General features: G+C 67.3%; 15 protein-coding genes. 4 read left to right on the top strand and 11 right to left on the bottom strand.

Annotated elements, in window-relative coordinates:
- Positions 1–4: 4 nt before the first annotated feature.
- The 4 genes from argF to LC068_RS12930 all read right to left on the bottom strand — a co-directional run bounded on the left by argF (position 5) and on the right by LC068_RS12930 (position 3,596).
- A complete protein-coding gene (argF, locus tag LC068_RS12945) occupies positions 5–922 on the bottom strand; it encodes an ornithine carbamoyltransferase (protein WP_226637849.1) in 918 nt (305 codons plus the stop codon).
- Between the two features lie 11 nt (positions 923–933).
- Positions 934–2,106, bottom strand: coding sequence for an aspartate aminotransferase family protein (locus LC068_RS12940; RefSeq protein ID WP_226637995.1), 1,173 nt, complete (start codon positions 2,104–2,106; stop codon positions 934–936).
- Positions 2,107–2,214: 108 nt separating this feature from the next.
- Positions 2,215–2,670: a YcxB family protein gene (locus LC068_RS12935; protein WP_226637847.1), complete on the bottom strand. Its 456-nt coding sequence runs from the start codon at positions 2,668–2,670 to the stop codon at positions 2,215–2,217.
- An 80-nt stretch (positions 2,671–2,750) separates the two neighbouring features.
- Positions 2,751–3,596, bottom strand: coding sequence for an ABC transporter permease (locus LC068_RS12930; protein WP_226637845.1), 846 nt, complete (start codon positions 3,594–3,596; stop codon positions 2,751–2,753).
- Between the two features lie 222 nt (positions 3,597–3,818).
- Between LC068_RS12930 and gcrA the strand changes: the two genes are divergently transcribed.
- A complete protein-coding gene (gene gcrA / locus LC068_RS12925; RefSeq protein ID WP_226637843.1) occupies positions 3,819–4,337 on the top strand; it encodes a cell cycle sigma 70 cofactor GcrA in 519 nt (172 codons plus the stop codon).
- A gap of 210 nt (positions 4,338–4,547) precedes the next feature.
- On the opposite strand, the gene LC068_RS12920 is transcribed toward gcrA, so the two are convergent.
- Complete coding sequence (locus LC068_RS12920) at positions 4,548–5,231, bottom strand: DUF4272 domain-containing protein (RefSeq protein ID WP_226637840.1); 684 nt, start codon at positions 5,229–5,231, stop codon at positions 4,548–4,550.
- The gene (gene apaG / locus LC068_RS12915; RefSeq protein WP_226637837.1) at positions 5,231–5,635 is read right to left on the bottom strand and encodes a Co2+/Mg2+ efflux protein ApaG; all 405 of its coding nucleotides are present in this window, start codon (positions 5,633–5,635) and stop codon (positions 5,231–5,233) included. Before apaG ends, LC068_RS12920 begins: the two co-directional genes overlap by 1 nt.
- An 83-nt stretch (positions 5,636–5,718) precedes the next feature.
- Here apaG and LC068_RS12910 point away from each other — a divergent pair, with 83 nt between their 5' ends.
- Both LC068_RS12910 and LC068_RS12905 read left to right on the top strand, forming a co-directional pair.
- Complete coding sequence (locus LC068_RS12910) at positions 5,719–6,744, top strand: 2'-deoxycytidine 5'-triphosphate deaminase (RefSeq protein WP_226637825.1); 1,026 nt, start codon at positions 5,719–5,721, stop codon at positions 6,742–6,744.
- Between the two features lie 569 nt (positions 6,745–7,313).
- Positions 7,314–8,087: a hypothetical protein gene (locus LC068_RS12905; protein WP_226637823.1), complete on the top strand. Its 774-nt coding sequence runs from the start codon at positions 7,314–7,316 to the stop codon at positions 8,085–8,087.
- Positions 8,088–8,102: 15 nt separating this feature from the next.
- On the opposite strand, the gene LC068_RS12900 is transcribed toward LC068_RS12905, so the two are convergent.
- Together LC068_RS12900 and LC068_RS12895 are read right to left on the bottom strand one after the other, a co-directional pair.
- A complete protein-coding gene (locus LC068_RS12900) occupies positions 8,103–9,371 on the bottom strand; it encodes an MFS transporter (protein ID WP_226637821.1) in 1,269 nt (422 codons plus the stop codon).
- Complete coding sequence (locus tag LC068_RS12895) at positions 9,368–9,838, bottom strand: cupin domain-containing protein (RefSeq protein WP_226637820.1); 471 nt, start codon at positions 9,836–9,838, stop codon at positions 9,368–9,370. The genes LC068_RS12900 and LC068_RS12895 overlap by 4 nt, the downstream gene beginning before the upstream one ends.
- 43 nt (positions 9,839–9,881) lie before the next feature.
- Between LC068_RS12895 and dapE the strand changes: the two genes are divergently transcribed.
- The gene (gene dapE, locus LC068_RS12890) at positions 9,882–11,042 is read left to right on the top strand and encodes a succinyl-diaminopimelate desuccinylase (RefSeq protein WP_226637819.1); all 1,161 of its coding nucleotides are present in this window, start codon (positions 9,882–9,884) and stop codon (positions 11,040–11,042) included.
- Between the two features lie 5 nt (positions 11,043–11,047).
- On the opposite strand, the gene LC068_RS12885 is transcribed toward dapE, so the two are convergent.
- From LC068_RS12885 to LC068_RS12875, 3 genes are read right to left on the bottom strand one after another with little or no spacing between them, the layout of a single operon-like run.
- Positions 11,048–12,370 carry an amidohydrolase gene (locus LC068_RS12885; RefSeq protein ID WP_226637818.1) on the bottom strand — a complete coding sequence of 441 codons (1,323 nt, stop codon included), beginning with the start codon at positions 12,368–12,370 and terminating at the stop codon, positions 11,048–11,050.
- A gap of 3 nt (positions 12,371–12,373) precedes the next feature.
- Positions 12,374–17,845, bottom strand: coding sequence for an AAA domain-containing protein (locus LC068_RS12880; RefSeq protein WP_226637817.1), 5,472 nt, complete (start codon positions 17,843–17,845; stop codon positions 12,374–12,376).
- A gap of 17 nt (positions 17,846–17,862) precedes the next feature.
- The gene (locus LC068_RS12875; protein ID WP_226637815.1) at positions 17,863–19,041 is read right to left on the bottom strand and encodes a M48 family metalloprotease; all 1,179 of its coding nucleotides are present in this window, start codon (positions 19,039–19,041) and stop codon (positions 17,863–17,865) included.
- Positions 19,042–19,130: the final 89 nt, after the last annotated feature.

Below are 19,130 nucleotides of genomic sequence, written 5' to 3'. Positions count from 1 at the left end.
GAGATCAGCCGCCCGCCAGACACCAGGCCAGAACGGCCTTCTGGGCGTGGATGCGGTTTTCGGCCTCGTCCCAGACCAGCGAGCGAGGACCATCGATCACCGCATCGGTGACCTCCTCGCCCCGGTGGGCCGGCAGGCAGTGCAGGAAGGCGGCGCCGTCGGCGGCCTCCTCCATCAGAGCCTCATCGACCGTATAGCCCTCGAACGCCTCCAGCCGGTCCTCATAGTCCTGATCGCCCATCGACACCCAGGTGTCGGTGACCACCACATCGGCGCCCTTGACCGCGTCATGGGGGTTGGACGTGAGCGTCACGGCCGATCCGCCGATGGTCAGGTCGCGAAGGTCGGGATGGTATTCCGGCGGGCAGGCGACATTCAGGTGAAAGCCCAGCTTGGGCGCCGCATGCATGAAGCTGTGGCAGACATTGTTGCCGTCGCCGATCCAGGCAAAGGTCATGCCCTTCACCGGTCCGCGATGCTCCTCGACCGTCATCAGGTCCGCCAGGATCTGGCAGGGGTGGCTGCGATCCGTCAGGCCGTTGATCACGGGGACACTGGCGAAGCGGGCGAAGCGCTCGACATCCTCATGATCGTTGGCGCGGATCATCACCGCATCGACCATGCGCGACAGCACCCGCGCCGTGTCCTCGACCGGCTCGCCGCGCCCCAGCTGCATGTCGGACGCCGTCGCGATGATCGACGAGCCGCCGAGCTGACGGATGGCCGCATCAAAGCTGAACCGCGTGCGGGTCGAGTTCTTCTCGAAGATCATCGCCAGCACATGATCACGCGCCGGCGCGTCGGCATCGACCCACCCCTTCGGCTTGTCGCGGCGCGCCGCCTTGCGCGCATGGGCGTCGTCCAGAATGGCCCGCAGGTCTTCGGCCGACAGCCGGGAGAGGTCGAGGAAGTGACGCACCATGACGGCCTCCGTCAGCCGGCCTTTGACCGGGCGAACTCGCAGGTCTTTTCGAAGCGGGCGATGGCCTCGGCGGCATCTTCCCGGGTGAAGTTCAGCGGCGGCAGCATGCGCACGCAGTTGTCGCCGCCCCCGGCCACCAGAAGCTGGTTCTCGTCGCGGGCCCAGCCCATGAATTCGCGATTGTTCGGCTTGAGCTTGATGCCGATCAGCAGGCCCTTGCCGCGCACATCCTCGATCACATCGGGGAAGCGCTCCTGCAGACCGGCCAGTTGCTGCTTCAGATAGCCGGCGATTTCGCGCACATTTTCCAGGGTCTCGGGCTTCGCGATCTCGTCATAGGCGGCCAGACCGACCGCCATGGCCAGCGGATTGCCGCCGAAGGTCGAACCGTGCACGCCGACCGTCATGCCCCTGGCCGCCCTTTCAGACGCGAGGCACGCCCCGACCGGGAAGCCGCCGCCCAGCGCCTTGGCGATCGCCATGATGTCGGGCGCCATGTCGGCCCATTCGTGGGCCCACAGCTTGCCCGTCCGGCCCATGCCGCACTGGACCTCGTCGAAGATGATCAGCACGCCGTGTTCGTCGCACAGCTCGCGCAGGCCGCGCAGGCAGACCTCGGGCACCGAGCGGGCGCCGCCCTCGCCCTGCACGGGCTCGAGGATGATGGCCGCCGTATCGGGCCTGGCGATGGCCGCCTTGATGGCCTCGTGGTCGCCGAAGGTCAGCTGCGAATAGCCGGGCAGGCGCGGGCCGAAGCCCTCGACATAGTTGGGATTTCCCGCCGCATTGATGGCGCCATAGGTGCGACCGTGGAACGAGCCGTCAAAGCCGTAGATCTCGATCCGCTCGGGCTGGCCATTGGCATGATGGTACTTGCGGGCGGTCTTCAGCGCGCATTCCACGGCTTCCGAGCCCGAGTTGGTGAAGAACACCGCGTCGGCGAAGCTGTCGGCGCACAGCCGGTCGGCCAGCTCTTCCTGACCCGGGATCTGGAAGATGTTCGAGACGTGCCACAGCTTTTCGGCCTGGTCCTTGACCGCCTGCACCAGTCGCGGGTGGGCGTGGCCCAGCGCGTTCGTCGAGATGCCCGAGACGCAGTCCAGATAGACGGTGCCGTTGGTCGCATACAGACGCGACCCCTTGCCATGATCCACGGCCAGCGGCGCACGGTTGTAGACACCCATCAGATGGCTGGACACGGGATCAGACCTCCAAAAGACGAAGGCCCCGGCGCACAGACGGCACCGGGACCGATGAAACAGACGTCAGGCGTTGTCGGACTCCGCCCCCGCTTAGTCAACACCGGCGCCGAGACGACCCGAGGCGGTTGCCTCATTTATCAGCGCGCGAATGGCCGACAGCTGCTGGTCCGTCAGTTGGCGTTTGGGGAGCACCGGATTGTTGAAGGGAGAAATGAGAATGACGATCCGGTCGGTCTCGTCTTTCACAGCCTTGATGGCTTCCCAGCGGTACCGGCTCGACGTAAGGGGCCCCGTGAACCCGACGCCCGATTCATCGAACGCCCAGTCATAAGCCATCCCGCTCGCGGGGGCGGACGCTTGGGCCTTCCTGAAGGCGTGCTCGGCAAGCTTGGTTGTTGCAGCCCAAAGCAGGAAGATGGCCAAGCCGATCCACAGGATCACTGCCGAGGGACCGTCGGCTCGAGAAGCCCATGTGTATGTGATCGCGACCAGAAGGCTCGCCCCGAACGCCAGCACGTAAAGGGGGAGGCAGGACGCCCAGTGCATGCGACCCCACCCGCTCATGAGCGGACGCATCTCACGTCCTTGCGGCTGAACCTGAGGGATCCGGACCATCCGCTCCTGCTTCAGCTCTTCAGCCGCCAGCCCGAGCGGAACACGGCCCAGCAGGTGACCGCCAGCGTCAGGGTCAGCACTCCGGCCGCGACCCCGCCGATCAGGAGGTTGCTCTCGGCGTGGCCGATGAAGCCCGCGCGGAAGCCGTCGATCAGGTAGAAGAAGGGGTTGAAGCGGCTGAAGGTGGCGAACGGCTCGGGCAGGCGTTCGACCAGATAGAAGGCGCCGGACAGGAAGGTCAGCGGCATGACCAGAAAGTTCTGCACGGCCGACAGCTGGTCGAACTTCTCGCTCCACAGACCCGCCAGCACCCCGACCATCCCCATCAGCAGACAGGCGCACAGGCCGAACCACAGGATCAGGCCGATGTTCTGGATCTCGAGCTGGGCGAACGGCAGCACGCACAGGGCGGTCACCATCCCGACCGCCAGCCCCCGCGTCGCCGCCCCCAGGGTGAAGCCGATGGTCAGCTCCAGCGGGCTGAGCGGCGGGGTCAGGAAGTCGGTGGCCGTGCCCATGATCTTGGCCTGGATCAGGCTGGAGGATGAGTTGGCAAAGGCGTTGTTCAGCATGGCCATCATGATCAGGCCCGGCGCCACGAACTCGGCGAACGGCGTGCCGTGCAGGGGCGGCCGGCCGCCCTCGAAAGCCACCACGAACACCAGCATGTAGAGCAGGGTCGTGACCACCGGCGCGGCCACCGTCTGGGCCCCCACCTTCCAGAAGCGGCGAACCTCGCGCTGGTACAGGGTCCAGACGCCGATGCCGTTGATCCCGGCATAGCGGCGCGGCACGGGCGGGCCCTTGGCGGCCTCCGCGGTGGCGAGGTCGGCAAGGGTTGCGGAAGAGGCGGTCATCGGTTCGGTCATGTCGGCCAGATGCGCCCGATACGGCGCCGGTTCAAGCCGCGAGGGGCACAGCGGCTTCACCGAACGCCGATTCAAGATGTGGTTTCTGTGGACACTCCGAATCGCACATCTTGCGTCTGTTAACGAGAGGTTTACGACTGGTTGTAGGTCGGGGCCGCCAATCTTGGCACCTGACGCAAGATGTTGAATCGACCAAACCGGGAGGATGGCATGACCGCAGGCTGGACCGAGGACCGCGTGGGCGCACTGACCAAGCTCTGGCTTGAGGGACAGTCGGCCAGTCAGATCGCCAAGGCCCTGGGCGGCGGCGTCACCCGCAATGCCGTGATCGGCAAGGTGCACCGTCTGGGCCTGTCGGGGCGCGCCGCCCCCAGCCAGCCGGCCCGCACCAACTATCGTCCGACCCGTCCGCGCGCTGCGGCCCCGGCTCCGGCCCAGCCCTCGGCCCCGCGCCGGATCGAGGCCGCCCAGCCGCGCCCGGTCACGCCGCCCCGACCCGAGCCCGCGCCCGAGCTGCCCGGCACCGCCACGGTGATGACGCTGGGCGCCCACATGTGCAAATGGCCGATCGGCGACCCGTCCTCGACCGAGTTCAGCTTCTGCGGCCGTCGCGCCTCGGAAGGCGTCTATTGCGTCGAGCACGCCCGGGTCGCCTACCAGCCCCAGGTCAAGCGCGGCGGCAAGGACGGCAGCTCCGACCTCGCCCGTTCGCTCCGGCGGTATATCTGAGTGGCGAGTGACGGGTGGCGAGTGGCGAGGCCTGCTTTCGCCAATTGACGGATCTGACTGCTCGTCACACGCCACTCGCCACTCATCACTTCGAGACATTCTTGAACGCCCCTTGTGGGCCACCACCCCCTCGCCGGGCCTTCGGGTCGGGCGAGCCTTCGGGGGGCGGGGCTGCGGTTCTCCGGGTTGACGCAGCCCCGGCCTCGGAACTCACTTCAGAATGGGTTTCCGCCATTTGCGGCGAGCTGCCGTTGGCGTGGTCCAGTCGCCATCTCCCGTCAGCCACGCGAATGCGCGGGCACGGTGATCCACCCATAATCCATATTCGAGTTGCGGCGTTGGACGTCCAAGCGACCGCGCATGGGCGAACGCCCAAGCGAGGCAGTGCGCCACATCCATTGCCTCCAAGAGCTCATCGGCCTGTCGCGGTCGCGACCTCGCCCGCCAGTCCAGCGTGGATGGCATGGGATCGGGCCGGAGATCCGGCATTTCGCTGGCAAAACTGTCGGAACAGGATGCGGTCGGATCGAGTGTGGGCGTTAGTCCCAAATACCAAAACAGGGCCCACATCGCCTCGACCTGCTGCTGGTAGGGTTCGTAGTCTTTGGACTCCTCGTCGAGAATTCGCTGCTCATCTGGCCCCACACTGTGTTCGAGGCCTTCCTGTCGGAGCCAGGTTTTCGCTCTGTCTGCTGAAAACCCGTAAGCCACCGCCGTGACAGCTTGCAAGACGAAGAGGCGGTCCAGCACTGCGGAGGGGTCCCTGGAGCACGTGATTTTGGAGAACTCAGGCAGTGTCTCGTCGGTGGGTAGCCCAAGCGATCGGACACATGCCCATGAGCGGTCTCTGACTGCCTGCGCCTTTGCCTGGCTGTTCCCCCACGGCCATTTCATCAGTTCAATGTTCGCGCGCCCGGCACGTCCAGGCTGAAGGCGGGGATTTCCGCCTCGAACCGCTCGCCGTCGGGCGTCTCCATCACATAGCTGCCGCGCATGGCGCCCGAGGGCGTCGGCAGCGGACAGCCCGAGGCATAGCTGTGACTGTCGCCGGGCGCGATGACCGGCTGTTCGCCGACCACGCCGTCGCCGATCACCACCTCCTCGCGGCCCGTGGCGTCGGTGATGATCCAGTGGCGCGACAGCAGCTGCACCGGCACCCCGGTCAGATTGACGATCTCGATCTGATAGGCCCAGACCCACAGCCCCTCATCGGGGTTCGAGCGCCCGGCCAGATAGCTGGGCTGGACCTTCACCCGGACGCCCCGGGTCTCGGCGGTATAGGCGGAACTCTCATACATGCCCCCATGCTCGCCCCGCCGCGTGTCCGCCGCAAGCCCGTTTCCGCTTGACGACTCGCGCCGAAATCCGTGGAACATCCCCCATGACCTTCGACGCCTCCCGCCCCGGCATCCTGCCCTGCCAGGCCATCGACACCCTGATCGCCACGGGCGCCATCACCACCGACACGCCCTTCGACGCCGATCAGGTCCAGCCGGCCAGCCTCGACCTGCGCCTGTCCGACCGGGGCTGGCGGGTCCGCGCCTCCTTCCTGCCGGGCGAGCGGACGGTCGAGACCCGCATCCAGGACGTGGTCATGCACACCATCGACCTGTCGGGCGGGGCGGTGCTGGAAAAGGGCTGTGTCTATATCGTGAAGCTGCAGGAGCGGCTCAGCCTTCCGAAAGGCGTGGTCGCCCGCGCCAATCCGAAAAGCTCGACCGGCCGGGTCGATGTGTTCGTCCGCCTGATGACCGACCGGGGCGCCACCTTTGACGATGTGGCCGAGGGCTATGACGGTCCGCTCTATCTCGAGATCGCGCCCCAGACCTTCTCGGTGCTGGTCCGTCCCGGCACCCGGCTGAACCAGCTGCGCCTCAAGGTGGGCGAGCCCCCGCACCTCGAGACCCGCAGCGTCGGCGTGGACCTGGCCTTCGACACAGAAGGCGGCATCGTCGGCTATCGCGGGCGTCGCCACGCCGGCCTGATCGATCTGGACAAGGTCAACGGCCATGACCCCGCCGACTTCTGGGAGCCGCTGCGCGCCCGGCGCGGCGAGCTGATGCTGGACCCCGGCGAATTCTACATCCTCGCCTCGCGCGAAGCCGTCGAGATCCCGGTCGACCAGGCCGCCGAAATGACCCCCATCGACCCCTCGGTCGGCGAGTTCCGCGTCCACTATGCGGGCTTCTTCGACCCCGGCTTCGGCACCGATGAGGCGCACGGCGCGGGCTCGAAGGGCGTGCTCGAGGTCCGCACCCACGACACCCCCTTCATGCTGGAACACGGCCAGATCGTCGCCCGCCTGGTCTATGAGCCCCTGACCGAACGCCCCGACCGCCTCTACGGCGAAGGCGGCAGCCACTACCAGAGCCAGGGCCTGAAGCTCAGCAAGCATTTCCGGGCCTGATATCCTCCCCCGTGAAACGGGGGAGGGGGACCCTCCGCAGCCCGCAGGGCGAAGGAGGGTGGAGGGGGCGGATACGTTGGCGCGGCTTGAGCGCCCGCCGACAGTGGCCCATGCTGTAAATATGGTTCACCGCACCCGACTGCGACTGCTGGTTCTCGGGTTTCCGCTCGTGCTGATCGGGGCGGGGTGGCTGGCCCACGCTCTGCGCGCTCATGACGGCCAGACTTCGATTGCCCTTCTCGGAACTGGCCTGGCCTACTTCATTTTCCTGATGATCAAGATGCGCTGCCCGCGATGCAACGCCATGCCCCATACCCAGCCATACCTTTGGCCACTCCCCCTGGCGCGCTTCCCAAGGTATTGCGACACGTGCAACCTCGACTTCACGCGCCCCCGGAAACGTCCGCCTGTGTGAAACGCCTCACGCCCCCTCGTCACCCTCGGGCTTGACCCGAGGGTCGGGAACATCTCCGGCCCAGAGGCCGTTGCACGCCCCCCACCTCTGGCACACATCCTGCTCAAATCGTCCCGGCCCGGATCACTTCGGAACAGGGGCTCAGGAGGCTGCCATGTCCTGGATGGCGATGAGTACAGGTCTGGCCGGGCTGTGCGGCCTGGGGGTGTGCTTGCATGCGTGGCAGGTCCGGGAGCGGGGCGCACATCCCGCGCGGGCTGGGCTGTCCCGTCTCGGCCTCGGCGTCCTGCTGGTGACCTGGGGCGCGCTGGTACCCATCACCCTCGTCCTGTGGCGGCAAGGGCTGGCGGCGCCCTGGCTGTTCGGAGCCGAGACCTATGACGGCGGCGTGGTGGAAACCGTCACCGCCGTCGGCCTGATCCTGATCGTCCTGCTGGCCTTCCGGGAGGCGGTTGTGTCGCGCAACGCCCTCAAGTCCGGCTTCTGGGCACTCGTCGCCCTGTTCGGAATCTTGGCTTTCGGGGAAGAGGCCAGCTGGGGCCAGCACATCTTCCACTGGACCTCGACCGGGGCCTTCGCCTCCGAAAACCTGCAGGCGGAAACCAATCTGCACAACTTCGTGTCCCCCCGCCTCTACGATATCGCCTATGCGGCGGTCGGCTGGGGCATGGTGGTCGCGGCCGGTCTGCTGAGCCTCCGCCCGCGATGGCTGGCTCCCCTGCTGCGACAGCCCCCGCTGGATCGGCCCTCGGTCGTTCGCATCGCCCTGCTGGTCTCGGCCGGCGTGCTTCTCCAGCACGAACTGTTCGAGGAAATGGCCGAGGCCGTCACCATCCTGGCCTTCATCTTCATGCAGGCTGAGCTGGCCCTGACCGGCCGTGCCCCCGTCCGGGCGATACAGCCGCCGACTCCCGCACTGCACGCCTGATCGCGCGGCCCGGCCTCACTCCAGCCGGTCGGCCCTCCTCAGGTCCGGGAACATCCTGGCCCAGAGGCCGGTGGAGGCCAAGGCGCCGAAGCCGCCGAACACCGCAGCCCCCACGGGGCCCAGCAATCGCACCATGACACCGGAATAGGCCTCGCCCAGTTCGTTCGACGCGCCGATGAACAGCATGGAAACCGAGCTGACCCGGCCGCGCATGTGATCGGGCGTGGCCAGCTGGATCAGGGTCTGGCGGATGTTGACGCTGATCATGTCGGCCGCCCCGCCGATCAGCAGCACCAGCCCGGACAGCCAGGCGAACCGCGACAGGCCGAACGTCAGGGTGCAGAGGCCGAAGACGGCGACCGCCGCCAGCATCCAGGTGCCGCCGTTCCGCGTGATCGGGAACCGGCTGAGATAGACCGCCATCCCCAGCGCCCCGACCCCGAACGAGGCCCTGAGCAGGCCAAAGCCAAGCGCGCCCACATGCAGGATGTCGCGCGCGAACACCGGGGTCAGCAGGGCCACCCCCGCCAGCATGACCACCACCAGATCCAGCGAGATGGCGCCCAGCACGATCTTGGTCTTCCAGACATAACGCAGCCCCTCGGTTACCGCCTGGATGCGGGTCAGCCCCGTCTGGATCACCGGCGGGCGGCCCGAGGTGCGGATCAGCAGCAGCGACAGCACCGCCACCCCGAACAGGGCCGCGGATACGCCATAGGCCAGTGGCACCGACAGGCCGACGATCAGTCCGCCCAAGGCCGGTCCGGCAATGGCGCCGGTCTGAAAGGCGATCGACTGGGCCGCGATGGCCGGGGCCAGAGCGCGGCGTCCGACCACCATGGGCAGAAACGCCTGGGTGGCGGGGGCCAGAAACGCACGCGCGGCGCCGAACACTGCGGCAATGGCCAGCAGCCCCCACAACGGCGGGTTGCCGTGCAGCGCCAGCGCCAGAAACCCGGCCGCGCAGCTGCCCTCGACCAGCACCGACAGGATGACGGTCGTCTTCCGGTCGCGCCGGTCGGCCATGGCCCCGGCGGGCAGGGTCAGGGCCAGCAGCGGCAGGAATTGCGCCAGACCGACAAGGCCCAGATACAGGCTGGCCTGTTCGATCGGATGGTCGCGCCGGGCGATCTCATAGACCTGCCACAACAGGGCCGAGGACTGGATCTGGATACCCAGGACCGCACTCAGCCGGCCGATCCACAGCCAGCGGAAATCCGGCACCGACCAGGGACTGGCCGGGCCTTCGTGCAGCGGAGAGGAAGCGGGTCCGTCGTCGCTCACGTGCGGCGGTCGTATTTCGGATAGGGGGTGCCGTCTCGGTGCGAATAGACGCCCGAGCGGAAGGTCATGTCGATGTCGGGATACTCGCCCTGGTCCCCACCGGGCTTGCGGGTGCCGACCTCCAGCAGGACGGCGTCCTGATCGGTGCGGTTTTCCAGCTTGTGGCCGTTTCGGACGCCCGCCTTGAACCCGGCGCAGTCGCCGGCGCGCAAGGTCGTTTCGCCCTCATCCTCGATCAGCACCACCTCGCCCGACAGCACCCAGACGAATTCGTCCTCGCCCTCATGCCAGTGACGCTGGCTGGACCAGGCACCGGGAGGCAGGGTCAGGTGGTTCACCCCGAACTGGTCAAGGCCCACCGCATCGCCCAGCTTCAGCCGCCGGCGCGCCTTGCAAGGCCCGGCATGTTCCTCGGGATAGGTGGTGCCGTCGGCCCGGGGCGCGGTGTTCAGATCAATACGGGGCATGGGGTCTTCTCGCAGGTCCTGACACCTCCTAAAGCATGGCCTCATGACAAGACCAGCCCACCTGATCGATCCCGTCGCCCTGACCCGCGACCTGATCCGCAGCCCGTCGGTCACCCCCGTCGATGCCGGGGCGATGGCGACACTGAAGGGAGCGCTGGAAGGGCTGGGCTTCACCTGTCGCGACCTGCCGTTCGAGGGCACGCCTAACCTGTATGCCCGGCTGGGCAGCGAGGGGCCGAACCTCTGTTTTGCCGGCCACACCGACGTCGTGCCGACCGGCACGGTCGCCGCCTGGTCGCACGATCCCTTCGCCGCCGAGGTCCGGGATGGCGTGCTGTTCGGCCGGGGCGCGGTCGACATGAAGGGCGGCATCGCCTGCTGGGTCACCGCCGTCTCCCGCGTGCTGGCCGAGGGCGGCGTGCCCGGCTCCCTGTCCTTCCTGATCACCGGCGATGAGGAAGGCCCGGCCCTGCACGGCACCAAGCGCGTCGTTGAGCAACTCAGGACCGAGGGCGAGCGGATCGACGCCTGTGTGGTGGGCGAGCCCTCCTCCTCCCAACGCCTCGGCGACATGATCAAGGTCGGCCGGCGCGGCTCGCTGAACAGCTGGATCACCGTCAAGGGGCGTCAGGGCCACGTCGCCTATCCCGACCGGGCCGCCAATCCGGTGCCGGTGCTGGTGCGCCTGTTGAACCGTCTGGCCGAGGCCCATCTGGACGAGGGCTATCCCGAGTTCCCGCCCTCGAACCTCGAAATCACCACCGTTGACGTCGGCAATCCGGCCTCCAACGTCATTCCGGCCGAGGCGACCGCCCGGCTGAACATCCGCTTCAACCCGACCCATACGGGCGACGCCCTGTCAAAATGGCTGGACGATCAGGCCGCCGAGGTCGCCTCAGAGACCGGTCTGGCGATCACGCTGGAGCATCTGTGCTCGGGCGATGCCTTCCTCACCGACCGCGGTCCGCTCGTAGAGGCTGTCGAGGCCGCCGTAGAGGGTGTCGAGGGTATCCGGCCCGAAAGCTCGACAAGCGGCGGCACCTCCGACGCCCGCTTCATCCGCGCGCTATGTCCGGTGCTGGAGCTGGGTCTGGTCGGCCAGACCATGCACCAGATCGACGAGCAGGTGCCGGTCAACCAGCTGGAATCCCTGACGGAAATCTACGCCGCCGTGATCCGCACCTGGTTCGCCCGAACCACCTGAAATCCCTACTGTTCGAGGAACCTCAGTGCGGTCAGCACATGGGCCCGCACGCCCACGATCAGCACGTCCTCGTTCACGTCGAACATGGGCGAGTGATTGGGCGCCGACGTCGCCGGGTCCACCCCTGCGGCGCTGGCCCCCAAGTGATAGAAAACGCCCGGAATTTCACGCTGGTAGTAGCTGAAATCCTCGGCCACCGTGGTCGGCGGCACGGCCGGATTGACCTGCCCCTCGCCCGCCGCCTCTTCCAGAACCGGGGCCAGCCAGGCCGACAGCGCCGGGTCGTTATAGACCAGCGCCGCATTCTGCCGGACCGAGAATTCCGCCGTCGCGCCATAGGCTTCGGCGACGTGGCCGATGGCCGCCTCGGCCCGCGCCACCAGATCGTCCCGCTGGGCGACGTCGAAGGTGCGCAGAGTCCCGCTCAGCCGTGCCTCGTCCGGGATGATGTTGTAGCGCACCCCCGCCTCGATCGTGGCGATGGTGAAGACAGTCGGCGTCGCCGTCGGGTCGACGGTACGTGCCGTCAGCGTATTGACCGTCTCCACCACCTGACCGGCAACGGCAATGATATCAATGCCTTTCCAAGGCCAGGCCCCGTGCGTCTGGCGCCCTGACAGGACGATGTCGACCCGGTCCGACGCCGCCATGAAACCTTCGGGCCGATAGAAGATCGTGCCCGGCAGGCCCGGCACGACGTGCAGGCCGAAGATCGCCTCGGGCCGGGGATCGTCCAGCGCCCCTTCGGCGATCATCAGCGCCGCCCCGCCCATCGGCTCGCCCGGAGGGGCCCCTTCCTCGGCGGGCTGGAAGATGAAGACGACCGTGCCGGAAATCTGGTCACGCATGCCGGCCAGCACTTCGGCGGCGCCCATCAGCATGGCGATATGGGCGTCGTGGCCGCAGGCATGGGCGACCGGCACGGTGCGTCCCTGATAGGTCCCGGTCGCGGTCGAGGCGAACGGCAGGCCCGTCGCCTCCTCGACCGGCAGGGCGTCCATATCGGCCCGAAGCGCCACGGTCCGGCCCGGACGGCCCCCACGCAGAATGGCGACCACCCCGGTCTTGCCGACGCCGACCCGGACCTCCAGTCCCAGCCCACGCAGATGGTCGGCGATCACTTCGGCCGTGCGATGTTCGGCAAAGCCCAGCTCGGGATTCTGGTGAAAATCCCGGCGCCACAGGACCACATCGGGCATCACCGCCTCGACCGCCGCCTCGATCCGGGCGGGTTCCACGGATTGCGCCTTCGCAGGACCGGCCGCAGCCATCGCCAGCGCCACAACCACACCGGACGTTGCCGCCACGCACCTGATGTATTCCAGCATCCGTCAGCCCCCTGCGAATTCCTCATAGCCCTTGCGGGTCTTTTCCAGCGTCAGCTTGGTCACCTCGCGCCGGGCGCGCGCTTCGTCCTCGAACGTCTTGACCACCCGCTGGCCCTTCGTCCCCACCCGACCGTACTCGACCACCACAGTGCAGCCATCCATGCCGATCCGCCAGAACTTGTTCGAGGTCCCCGCGACGAACCGGTACTCCGTCATGCCGGTCGCAGGGGTCGGGTCGACGGCCTCAACCTGGGGTACCGGTTCGGGTTCAACCTGTCCGGAAGCCACGGGGCTTTCGGGAATCGGCGGCAAGGCAACGCCCGCGAGCGGATCATTGTCGGCCAGGTCCCAGCTCGACCGGCGCAACTCGGCCTCGATCCGGTCGATCACCGCACTGCGTCCGCGCAGCCAGCTGGTGACCGGCACATCGATGACGCGCCAGCCAAAGGACCGCAGAATCCCGGGCCGGAACACGAACCGTTCCTCCAGACCCCGGCTGTCCGTTCCGGTCCGGTCCAGCAGTATGCCCAGGGCGTAGGCGTCGCCCGAAGGATCGACGATGGCGATGTCGCAGCGGAAACTGGCCCCGCCGACATGTTCGTGGACCTCATGCCCCCGGGCCTTCAGGGCCTCGGCGATCGCGCGGCGCACCGGGTCGGGTGGCGGCGGGGTGTCGAAGGTTCGGGCCGCATCCGGGTTCAGCCCGGCCAGAACCGCCTGGGCCGACTCCTCGGCTCCGCTGGACTGGGCTTCGGCAAAGGCGAGGAAGCTGCGCAGGGCCCGGGCGCCGTCATTGTGAACATTGGTGATGGCCTCGGGCGCGATGGTCGAAACGATCGCCATGTGGCGTCGGGCCCGGCTGAAAATGACATTCAGCCGCTTTTCGCCCCCGCGCTGGTTGATCGGTCCGAAATTCATGGCCATCCGGCCATCCGGCCCTGGCGCATAGCAGACGCTCATCAGGATGATGTCGCGCTCGTCGCCCTGGACGTTTTCAAGGTTTTTGACGAACAGGCCGACGAACTGCCCGTCTTCTTCCCGCTCCACCTCGCGGGCGAGCGCGGCGGCGAAGGCGTCATCGTCGGAGGCCAGCCGGTCAAGGGCATCCTCGATCTCCGACTGCTGGGCCTCGGAGAAGGCGACGATGCCGATGCTCTGCCCTGTCTTTCGCGCCAGAAGGTCCCGCACCAGGCCGGCGATGAACCGCGCTTCCGGCATATTGGCGCGGCGCTCATACACGCCGTCGGCGATCCGGTGGGTTGTGATTGGCGCGGTCAGCAGGCGGTCGGCAGCCTCTTTCCACGCCTCTGAGTCGGTCGAGGACACCGCCGTGGCCGCCCCGTGACGGGGCCGGAGGGTCCGGTCGGGAATGGTGACCAGTTCCCCCGCATAGAAGGCCGCATTGGAGAAGCTGATCAGGGCTTCAAACCGGCTGCGGTAGTGCCAGGCGAGCAAGGTGGCCGGCAGGTTGCGTGCCGCCTGACTGAGCAGGCTGTCTGCGTCCAGCACAATGGCGATCCGTTCCCCGTCCTCCTCCGCTTCAACGGCCATCTCGTCGTCCGACTGGGCGGTGGCGAAGAAGCTGGTCGGCGGAAGCTGCATCTCGTCGCCGACGATCAGTACCTGGCGTGAGCGGCACAGGGCGGGCACCGCGTCCTCGGTGGGAATCTGGCTGGCCTCGTCGAAAATGACCACGTCAAAGAGGTCGGGCTCGAGCGGCAGTGTGTCGGACACCGAGAGCGGAGACATCAGCCACACGGGCTTGAGGTCGTTCACCACCCGCCCACTGTCACCGCTGGCCAATTCCCGGATGGACTTGTGGCGCATGGATTTGCCGAACTCGTGCTCAAGCTCGCGACGCCCGGTGGCATAGGTCTTCTTGAACGCCCGCCCTGCCGTGTCCAGCTGGGTCACCGAGGTTTCCGACACCTTGACCCGGTCCCGGAACTGGCGCTGGCGCCTTGCGCGGATGGCCGCCGAGTTCAGGCCTCTGAGAGCTTCACGCGCGACGGTCGCGCGGCGCGAGACGGCGATCAGCCGATCGATGTCAAAGCGACGGATGTCGGGATTGGCGCGCTCGCGCGCCGCAATGGCCTCGTCGACAATCAGCGCCTCGACCCCGGCAAGCGGCAGGGGCAACCGTGTCACGGCACGGGCGACAGCCGCCGGCGCGCCATGAAGCACCGACAGATGCGGAAGCAGGTCCGGCAGGTCATCCAGGCTTTCGCGCAGGTCCCGCACCAGCTCGGCCAGCTCGTCGAGGCTCAGGGCCTGCGGCGCATCGAGCGCCGTTTCAAGGATGGCCCGAAGGTCGGCCACACCGGCCGCATGACGCGCCATCTGCATCAAGGCCGCTGCCCCACCTCCGGACCGGGCAAGGGCGGCCACCGAGGCGACCGCTCCGCTCGTGGTATCGTCGAGCAGTTCCCGACGCAGGGCGACCAGACCGTCCAGGTCGGATGTCCCCAGTCGCTGCTCCAGCGCCGCCCGTGCCGCCCCCAGTCGCGCTCGCGCCTCGTGAAGGGCATTGAGCGTTTCGAGGACCTTCGTGATCTTTGGCTTCACGGCGTGAACGGCAAAGTCATAGCGTGCCGCGACCGTCGACTTCAGCCCGCGCCAGGGACTGCTGAAGATTGCGAAAAGCGAGCCTTCCCTGGACTTGGCCAGATCCAGGGCGGCGGCGGTATCGCCGGCGTCCAGCGGGTCCTTCCAGCCCGATGCAGCCAGGGCGGCCGAGGCCACAGCAGCCTCCGACCCGGACAACGCAGCGAGGTCGCCCTCCAGTTTGGTCGACTCTGCGGACAGGGGATCCAGCAGGGCCGGGGCCCCGACGAGGCCGGTCGCCACGAGGCGCCGGGCCAGCGCCGTCATCGCCTCCGCTTCCAGAAGCGAGGTGTGGCCCGTCAGGGGAACAGACGGATCTTCCAGAAGGCTGTCCAGCCGCTGCAACTGGCCATCGGCGGCATCGACCGCGGCCCCGACGGCAGCATAGGGCCGGTCCTGCATCAGCAGATCACCCTTCAGCCGGGCCATGGGGTGGGCGGCGACACTGCTCGCCCCGACAACCTCCTGCATCGCCCGGTACACCCGCTGGACCAAGTCGCGATGGGCGTCCCACAGGGCCAGGTCGGGCAAGGCTTCGCGGTCCGTCGGACCGACGCTGCTCGCCGGTGCCGGCAACATGGCCGCCCGCCGCACCAGATCGCGAAGCGGCGGATTGCCGTCCGGCGCGCCAAGGCCCACTGCGGCCTCGAAGACACCGATCTGGGCCAGATGCTCCTCGAGGGCCGCGACCATCCGCTCCCGGTTGCCGGTCGTTTCGTCGAGCCCGTCGGCGTTGCGCCCCCAAGCTTCGTAGTGCGCGCGCAGGTCCGCAATGAAGGCCTTCTTGTCGTCCTGGGAATCGTGGATGAGCGTCGCCAGACCATCCAGACCGGCCTGGGCCAGGCGGTGGTAGACGACATCGAGCGCGGCGCGCTTTTCGCACACGAACAGCACCCGCTTCCCCTGCCCCACAAAGTCCGCGATCAGGTTGGTGATGGTCTGGGATTTACCCGTCCCCGGTGGGCCCTGGATGATGCAGCTGCGACCGGTCCGGGCAAAGGCGACCGCCTGGTCCTGGGTCGCGTCACTGGCCACGACGCCCCATTGATCCGCCGGCGGGATCGGCGGTGGCGCTTCCGCCACGAAGGGTTTGGGGTCGATGCAGAAGACCTGGTCGAAGCCGGGCTGCGCCTCCGGCGCCTCGATCAGCGCATTGTAGTCGCGAACCAGCGACATCTTCTTGTAGTTGAAGTTGGCTAGCGTCACCTGGGTGAGATCGATCTCCCAGGAGAACCTGTGGCCTTCGCCCGCTGCCGTTCCATAGGCCGCCTGCTCGGTTTCGGCGACCGCATAGTCCTGTTTGAGCGGCATGGCCCCGCCCGCGGCAAGGCGCTGTGGCAAGGCGCCGGGCTTTACAAACTTCTCGAACAGCGCGCGCCCCAGGGGTCGGTAGTCGTCCCGCGCGTAGCTGAAATCGAGCCGCGCAGAGACTGCTGCCCGCGCCCCCGACCGCCGCCGATTGAAGCTGTTCACCCGCTGCACCGCCCGCTGCAGGATCAGCCGGATGGGCGGGCGCTCCTGCAGCTCTAACCGGACCCCCGGTTCACTGTCGTGAATCTGGGTGCGGATCGCTTCGTGAACGGCCGAAAGGGGTGCCTTTGCCAGATCGACCGTCTCGGGCAGCTCAATGCCGTACAGCTGGCGCAGCATATGCCGCAGGGCCGGGTTGAATTCGGCCACGGTCTCGGCACAGGTCAGGACATACTGGTCCCGAACGCCCTTTCGCCGGACCACCTCCGCCGGAAGCCACAGCAGGGGCGAGCTGATGCGTTCGTTGGGCGCTTCCTTGAGGTTATGCCAGTGCAGGAAGGCGACGGTCAGGCGCAGACTGGAAAATCCGTACTCATTCCGGTTCCGCCGATTTTCCTGGATGATCCGGTCCAGCTGTGACGGGATCTGGGGCTGGTCCTCGAACCGTAGCCATCGATTGAGCGGAACCGCCTTGCCGCTGAGGACGTCGTCGGCGAACGCCCCCCGCCAGGTGCAGAGCGAGTCCGCACGGACGCTCTCAAGACGCATGACGATCGGCATGCTGGCGTCGGTGAGGTTGATGGAGCCCTGGGTGGAGCGGAAGTGGATCAGGCGGTTCCGGCGCGAAAGGTCGAACAGCCGGTCGCGCAGATGGGACAGGACGGCGGTCCTGCGGCCGGGCACACCCCGCGCCTCCGCCAGCACCCGCTCCACCTCGATCCCGGTGGGCTGGTCCCGCCATGTCCGGAGCCTTTGGGCCAGTTCAGCCACGTCCTTGGCACGCTCGTGCCGGTTCAGTTCCGTCGTCTCGACGATCAGCGAGGCGATTACCGGATGGAGGCCGGCTGCCAAGGCGAACAGGTTCTGGCGGTTCAGGGAAAAGCGCTCGAGGTCCCTGGGCTCGTCCGGGTCCAGACCACAGGCCAGGCAGGCCATGACAAGACCCAGCTGGAAGACATCCGTGATCTCGTCGTGGTGGCCCAGCTCCGCTTCCCACGTGCGGAACCGCGTGAGGTAAACGGGGCTGGAAATCTCAGGATCGTCGCCATCCAGGACCGACAGATCGTCTACCGAGGTGCCGACCTGTTCATCATGTGTGACCCGGTAGTTGCCGACCAGTTTGAGGGCGCTGGAGACCTGCGGCTGGAGGGCCAGAATGGCGTCCAGATTGTCCTTCGGCGCCATGCCGCCGGGGTCCGCAAGCGCGAGCTGGCCGTCCTTCTGCTCGACCACCGAACCCGCCGAAATGCGGGCAACCCGGCCCCGGGCATGCAAGCCGGCCACCTGATCCAGCAGACCGGACATGGCATGCACAAGGTCATCCGGTCGCAGGCAGACGCCCGCCCCGAGAACCTCGCCCAGGGTGCGGTTGCCCGGGACTTCAGAGGCCGGTCCGTCCACGTCTGCCCCTCCCGGTGTCATTCCGCGGCCGCCTTCTTTATCAGCTTGTCGATACGGGCCTTGGACCATTTCAGATCACGGCGAAGCGCTTCCCGGAGGCGCTCGGTCGCACCGAACTCGGACGCCAGCCTGGCCCCAGCCAACATCACCTCGTCCGTGGAGTCGGTGTCGGCCATGGCGACATCGAACATGAGGGCGATGAAATAGTCCCGCGTCGGGTCGTCGATCCGCTCCACGCCGATGTCGGCGACATCCAGCCGGGGCTCCTCCGCCTCTCCAAAGTCCGGAAAGAAGGTCCGAAGGCTGCTGATGATTTCCTCGCTGACCTCTCCGACCTCGCCCGCAAGCCGGGCCAAGAATGTGCGCGTCATTCCCGTCAGCCTGCCCTGCCCCGGCAGATCCAGGGTCTCGATGGACAGGGGACCATGCAGGTTTTTCTTCAGCCATTGGGGCAGGTCCGGGTCGTCATCCCACCACAGCTTCAGGGCCCGTGCCCTCAGATGAATCTCGGGATGTGAAATCCCGCGGGACTTGCCGGCCAGTCCTTCGACCTCCTCGGCCTGACGCAGATAGGCTTCGGGATCCACCTGGGTGAGCCCCGTCATGACCTTGATCAGGACCGCCACGGCGGGCCCCGGCGCGCCCGCAGCCACGGCAGCCCCCCGATCGGCAAACAGTTCGGTGTGCAGGCTGAGCAGACGGGCGGTCTCGCGGTGTGCGGGCTTGGCGTCGGAATAGGACAGGGCGTGGTCGAACACGCGGTTGGCCCGGTACATCTCGCGCTCGTCCATCGACCACAGCAGATAGTGCGCCAATTCATGCCCCATCAGCGCCAGCAGTTCGTCGGTAGAGAGTTTCTCCAGAATGGGCCCGAAGAAGACCAGATGGACCTCGCCCGGAACGTAGACCAGCGACGCATTCATGCTGCCGTCATTGGCTTGATAGAGGGTGCAGGGCGCCTCGATGCCCAGCCGCTCCATCGCCGTGCGACAGGCCTCGAAGGCATCCGGATGCCCCGCGGGCTCCAGCCGGTAGGTATCGCGCAACATGGTGTCGCGGACGTCGCTTGCCTGCTGGCCCATGGTCGCCGCAGCCGACCAGTCCCAGGCGTGAGGCTCTTCCTTGCGAAGCCAGGCTATGACGTTTGCATAGTAGGTCGGGGGCTCCAGGGTTCGCAGGGGCTGCTGTTCCGTCATCCGCAAAAAACACCCGAAATATCTGTCGTGTCGGCCCCGCTGCCGGACGCCCGGCAAGCGTAGCCTTGTTCCTGTGACGGCCACAATGC

The sequence above is a fragment of the Brevundimonas poindexterae genome, assembly GCF_020524625.1.
GTDB lineage: Bacteria > Pseudomonadota > Alphaproteobacteria > Caulobacterales > Caulobacteraceae > Brevundimonas > Brevundimonas poindexterae_A.
The sequence above is the reverse complement of the archived record's forward strand: the minus strand, read 5'-3'. Positions and strand labels throughout refer to the sequence as shown.

Bases quoted from the DNA above. Each gene is read 5' to 3' on its own strand.
- argF (WP_226637849.1), bottom strand. From the start codon at position 922: ATGGTGCGTCACTTCCTCGACCTCTCCCGGCTGTCGGCCGAAGACCTG.
- LC068_RS12940 (WP_226637995.1), bottom strand. From the start codon at position 2,106: ATGGGTGTCTACAACCGTGCGCCGCTGGCCGTGGATCATGGCAAGGGG.
- LC068_RS12935 (WP_226637847.1), bottom strand. From the start codon at position 2,670: ATGCACTGGGCGTCCTGCCTCCCCCTTTACGTGCTGGCGTTCGGGGCG.
- LC068_RS12930 (WP_226637845.1), bottom strand. From the start codon at position 3,596: ATGACCGCCTCTTCCGCAACCCTTGCCGACCTCGCCACCGCGGAGGCC.
- gcrA (WP_226637843.1), top strand. From the start codon at position 3,819: ATGACCGCAGGCTGGACCGAGGACCGCGTGGGCGCACTGACCAAGCTC.
- LC068_RS12920 (WP_226637840.1), bottom strand. From the start codon at position 5,231: ATGAAATGGCCGTGGGGGAACAGCCAGGCAAAGGCGCAGGCAGTCAGA.
- apaG (WP_226637837.1), bottom strand. From the start codon at position 5,635: ATGTATGAGAGTTCCGCCTATACCGCCGAGACCCGGGGCGTCCGGGTG.
- LC068_RS12910 (WP_226637825.1), top strand. From the start codon at position 5,719: ATGACCTTCGACGCCTCCCGCCCCGGCATCCTGCCCTGCCAGGCCATC.
- LC068_RS12905 (WP_226637823.1), top strand. From the start codon at position 7,314: ATGTCCTGGATGGCGATGAGTACAGGTCTGGCCGGGCTGTGCGGCCTG.
- LC068_RS12895 (WP_226637820.1), bottom strand. From the start codon at position 9,838: ATGCCCCGTATTGATCTGAACACCGCGCCCCGGGCCGACGGCACCACC.
- dapE (WP_226637819.1), top strand. From the start codon at position 9,882: ATGACAAGACCAGCCCACCTGATCGATCCCGTCGCCCTGACCCGCGAC.
- LC068_RS12885 (WP_226637818.1), bottom strand. From the start codon at position 12,370: ATGCTGGAATACATCAGGTGCGTGGCGGCAACGTCCGGTGTGGTTGTG.
- LC068_RS12875 (WP_226637815.1), bottom strand. From the start codon at position 19,041: ATGACGGAACAGCAGCCCCTGCGAACCCTGGAGCCCCCGACCTACTAT.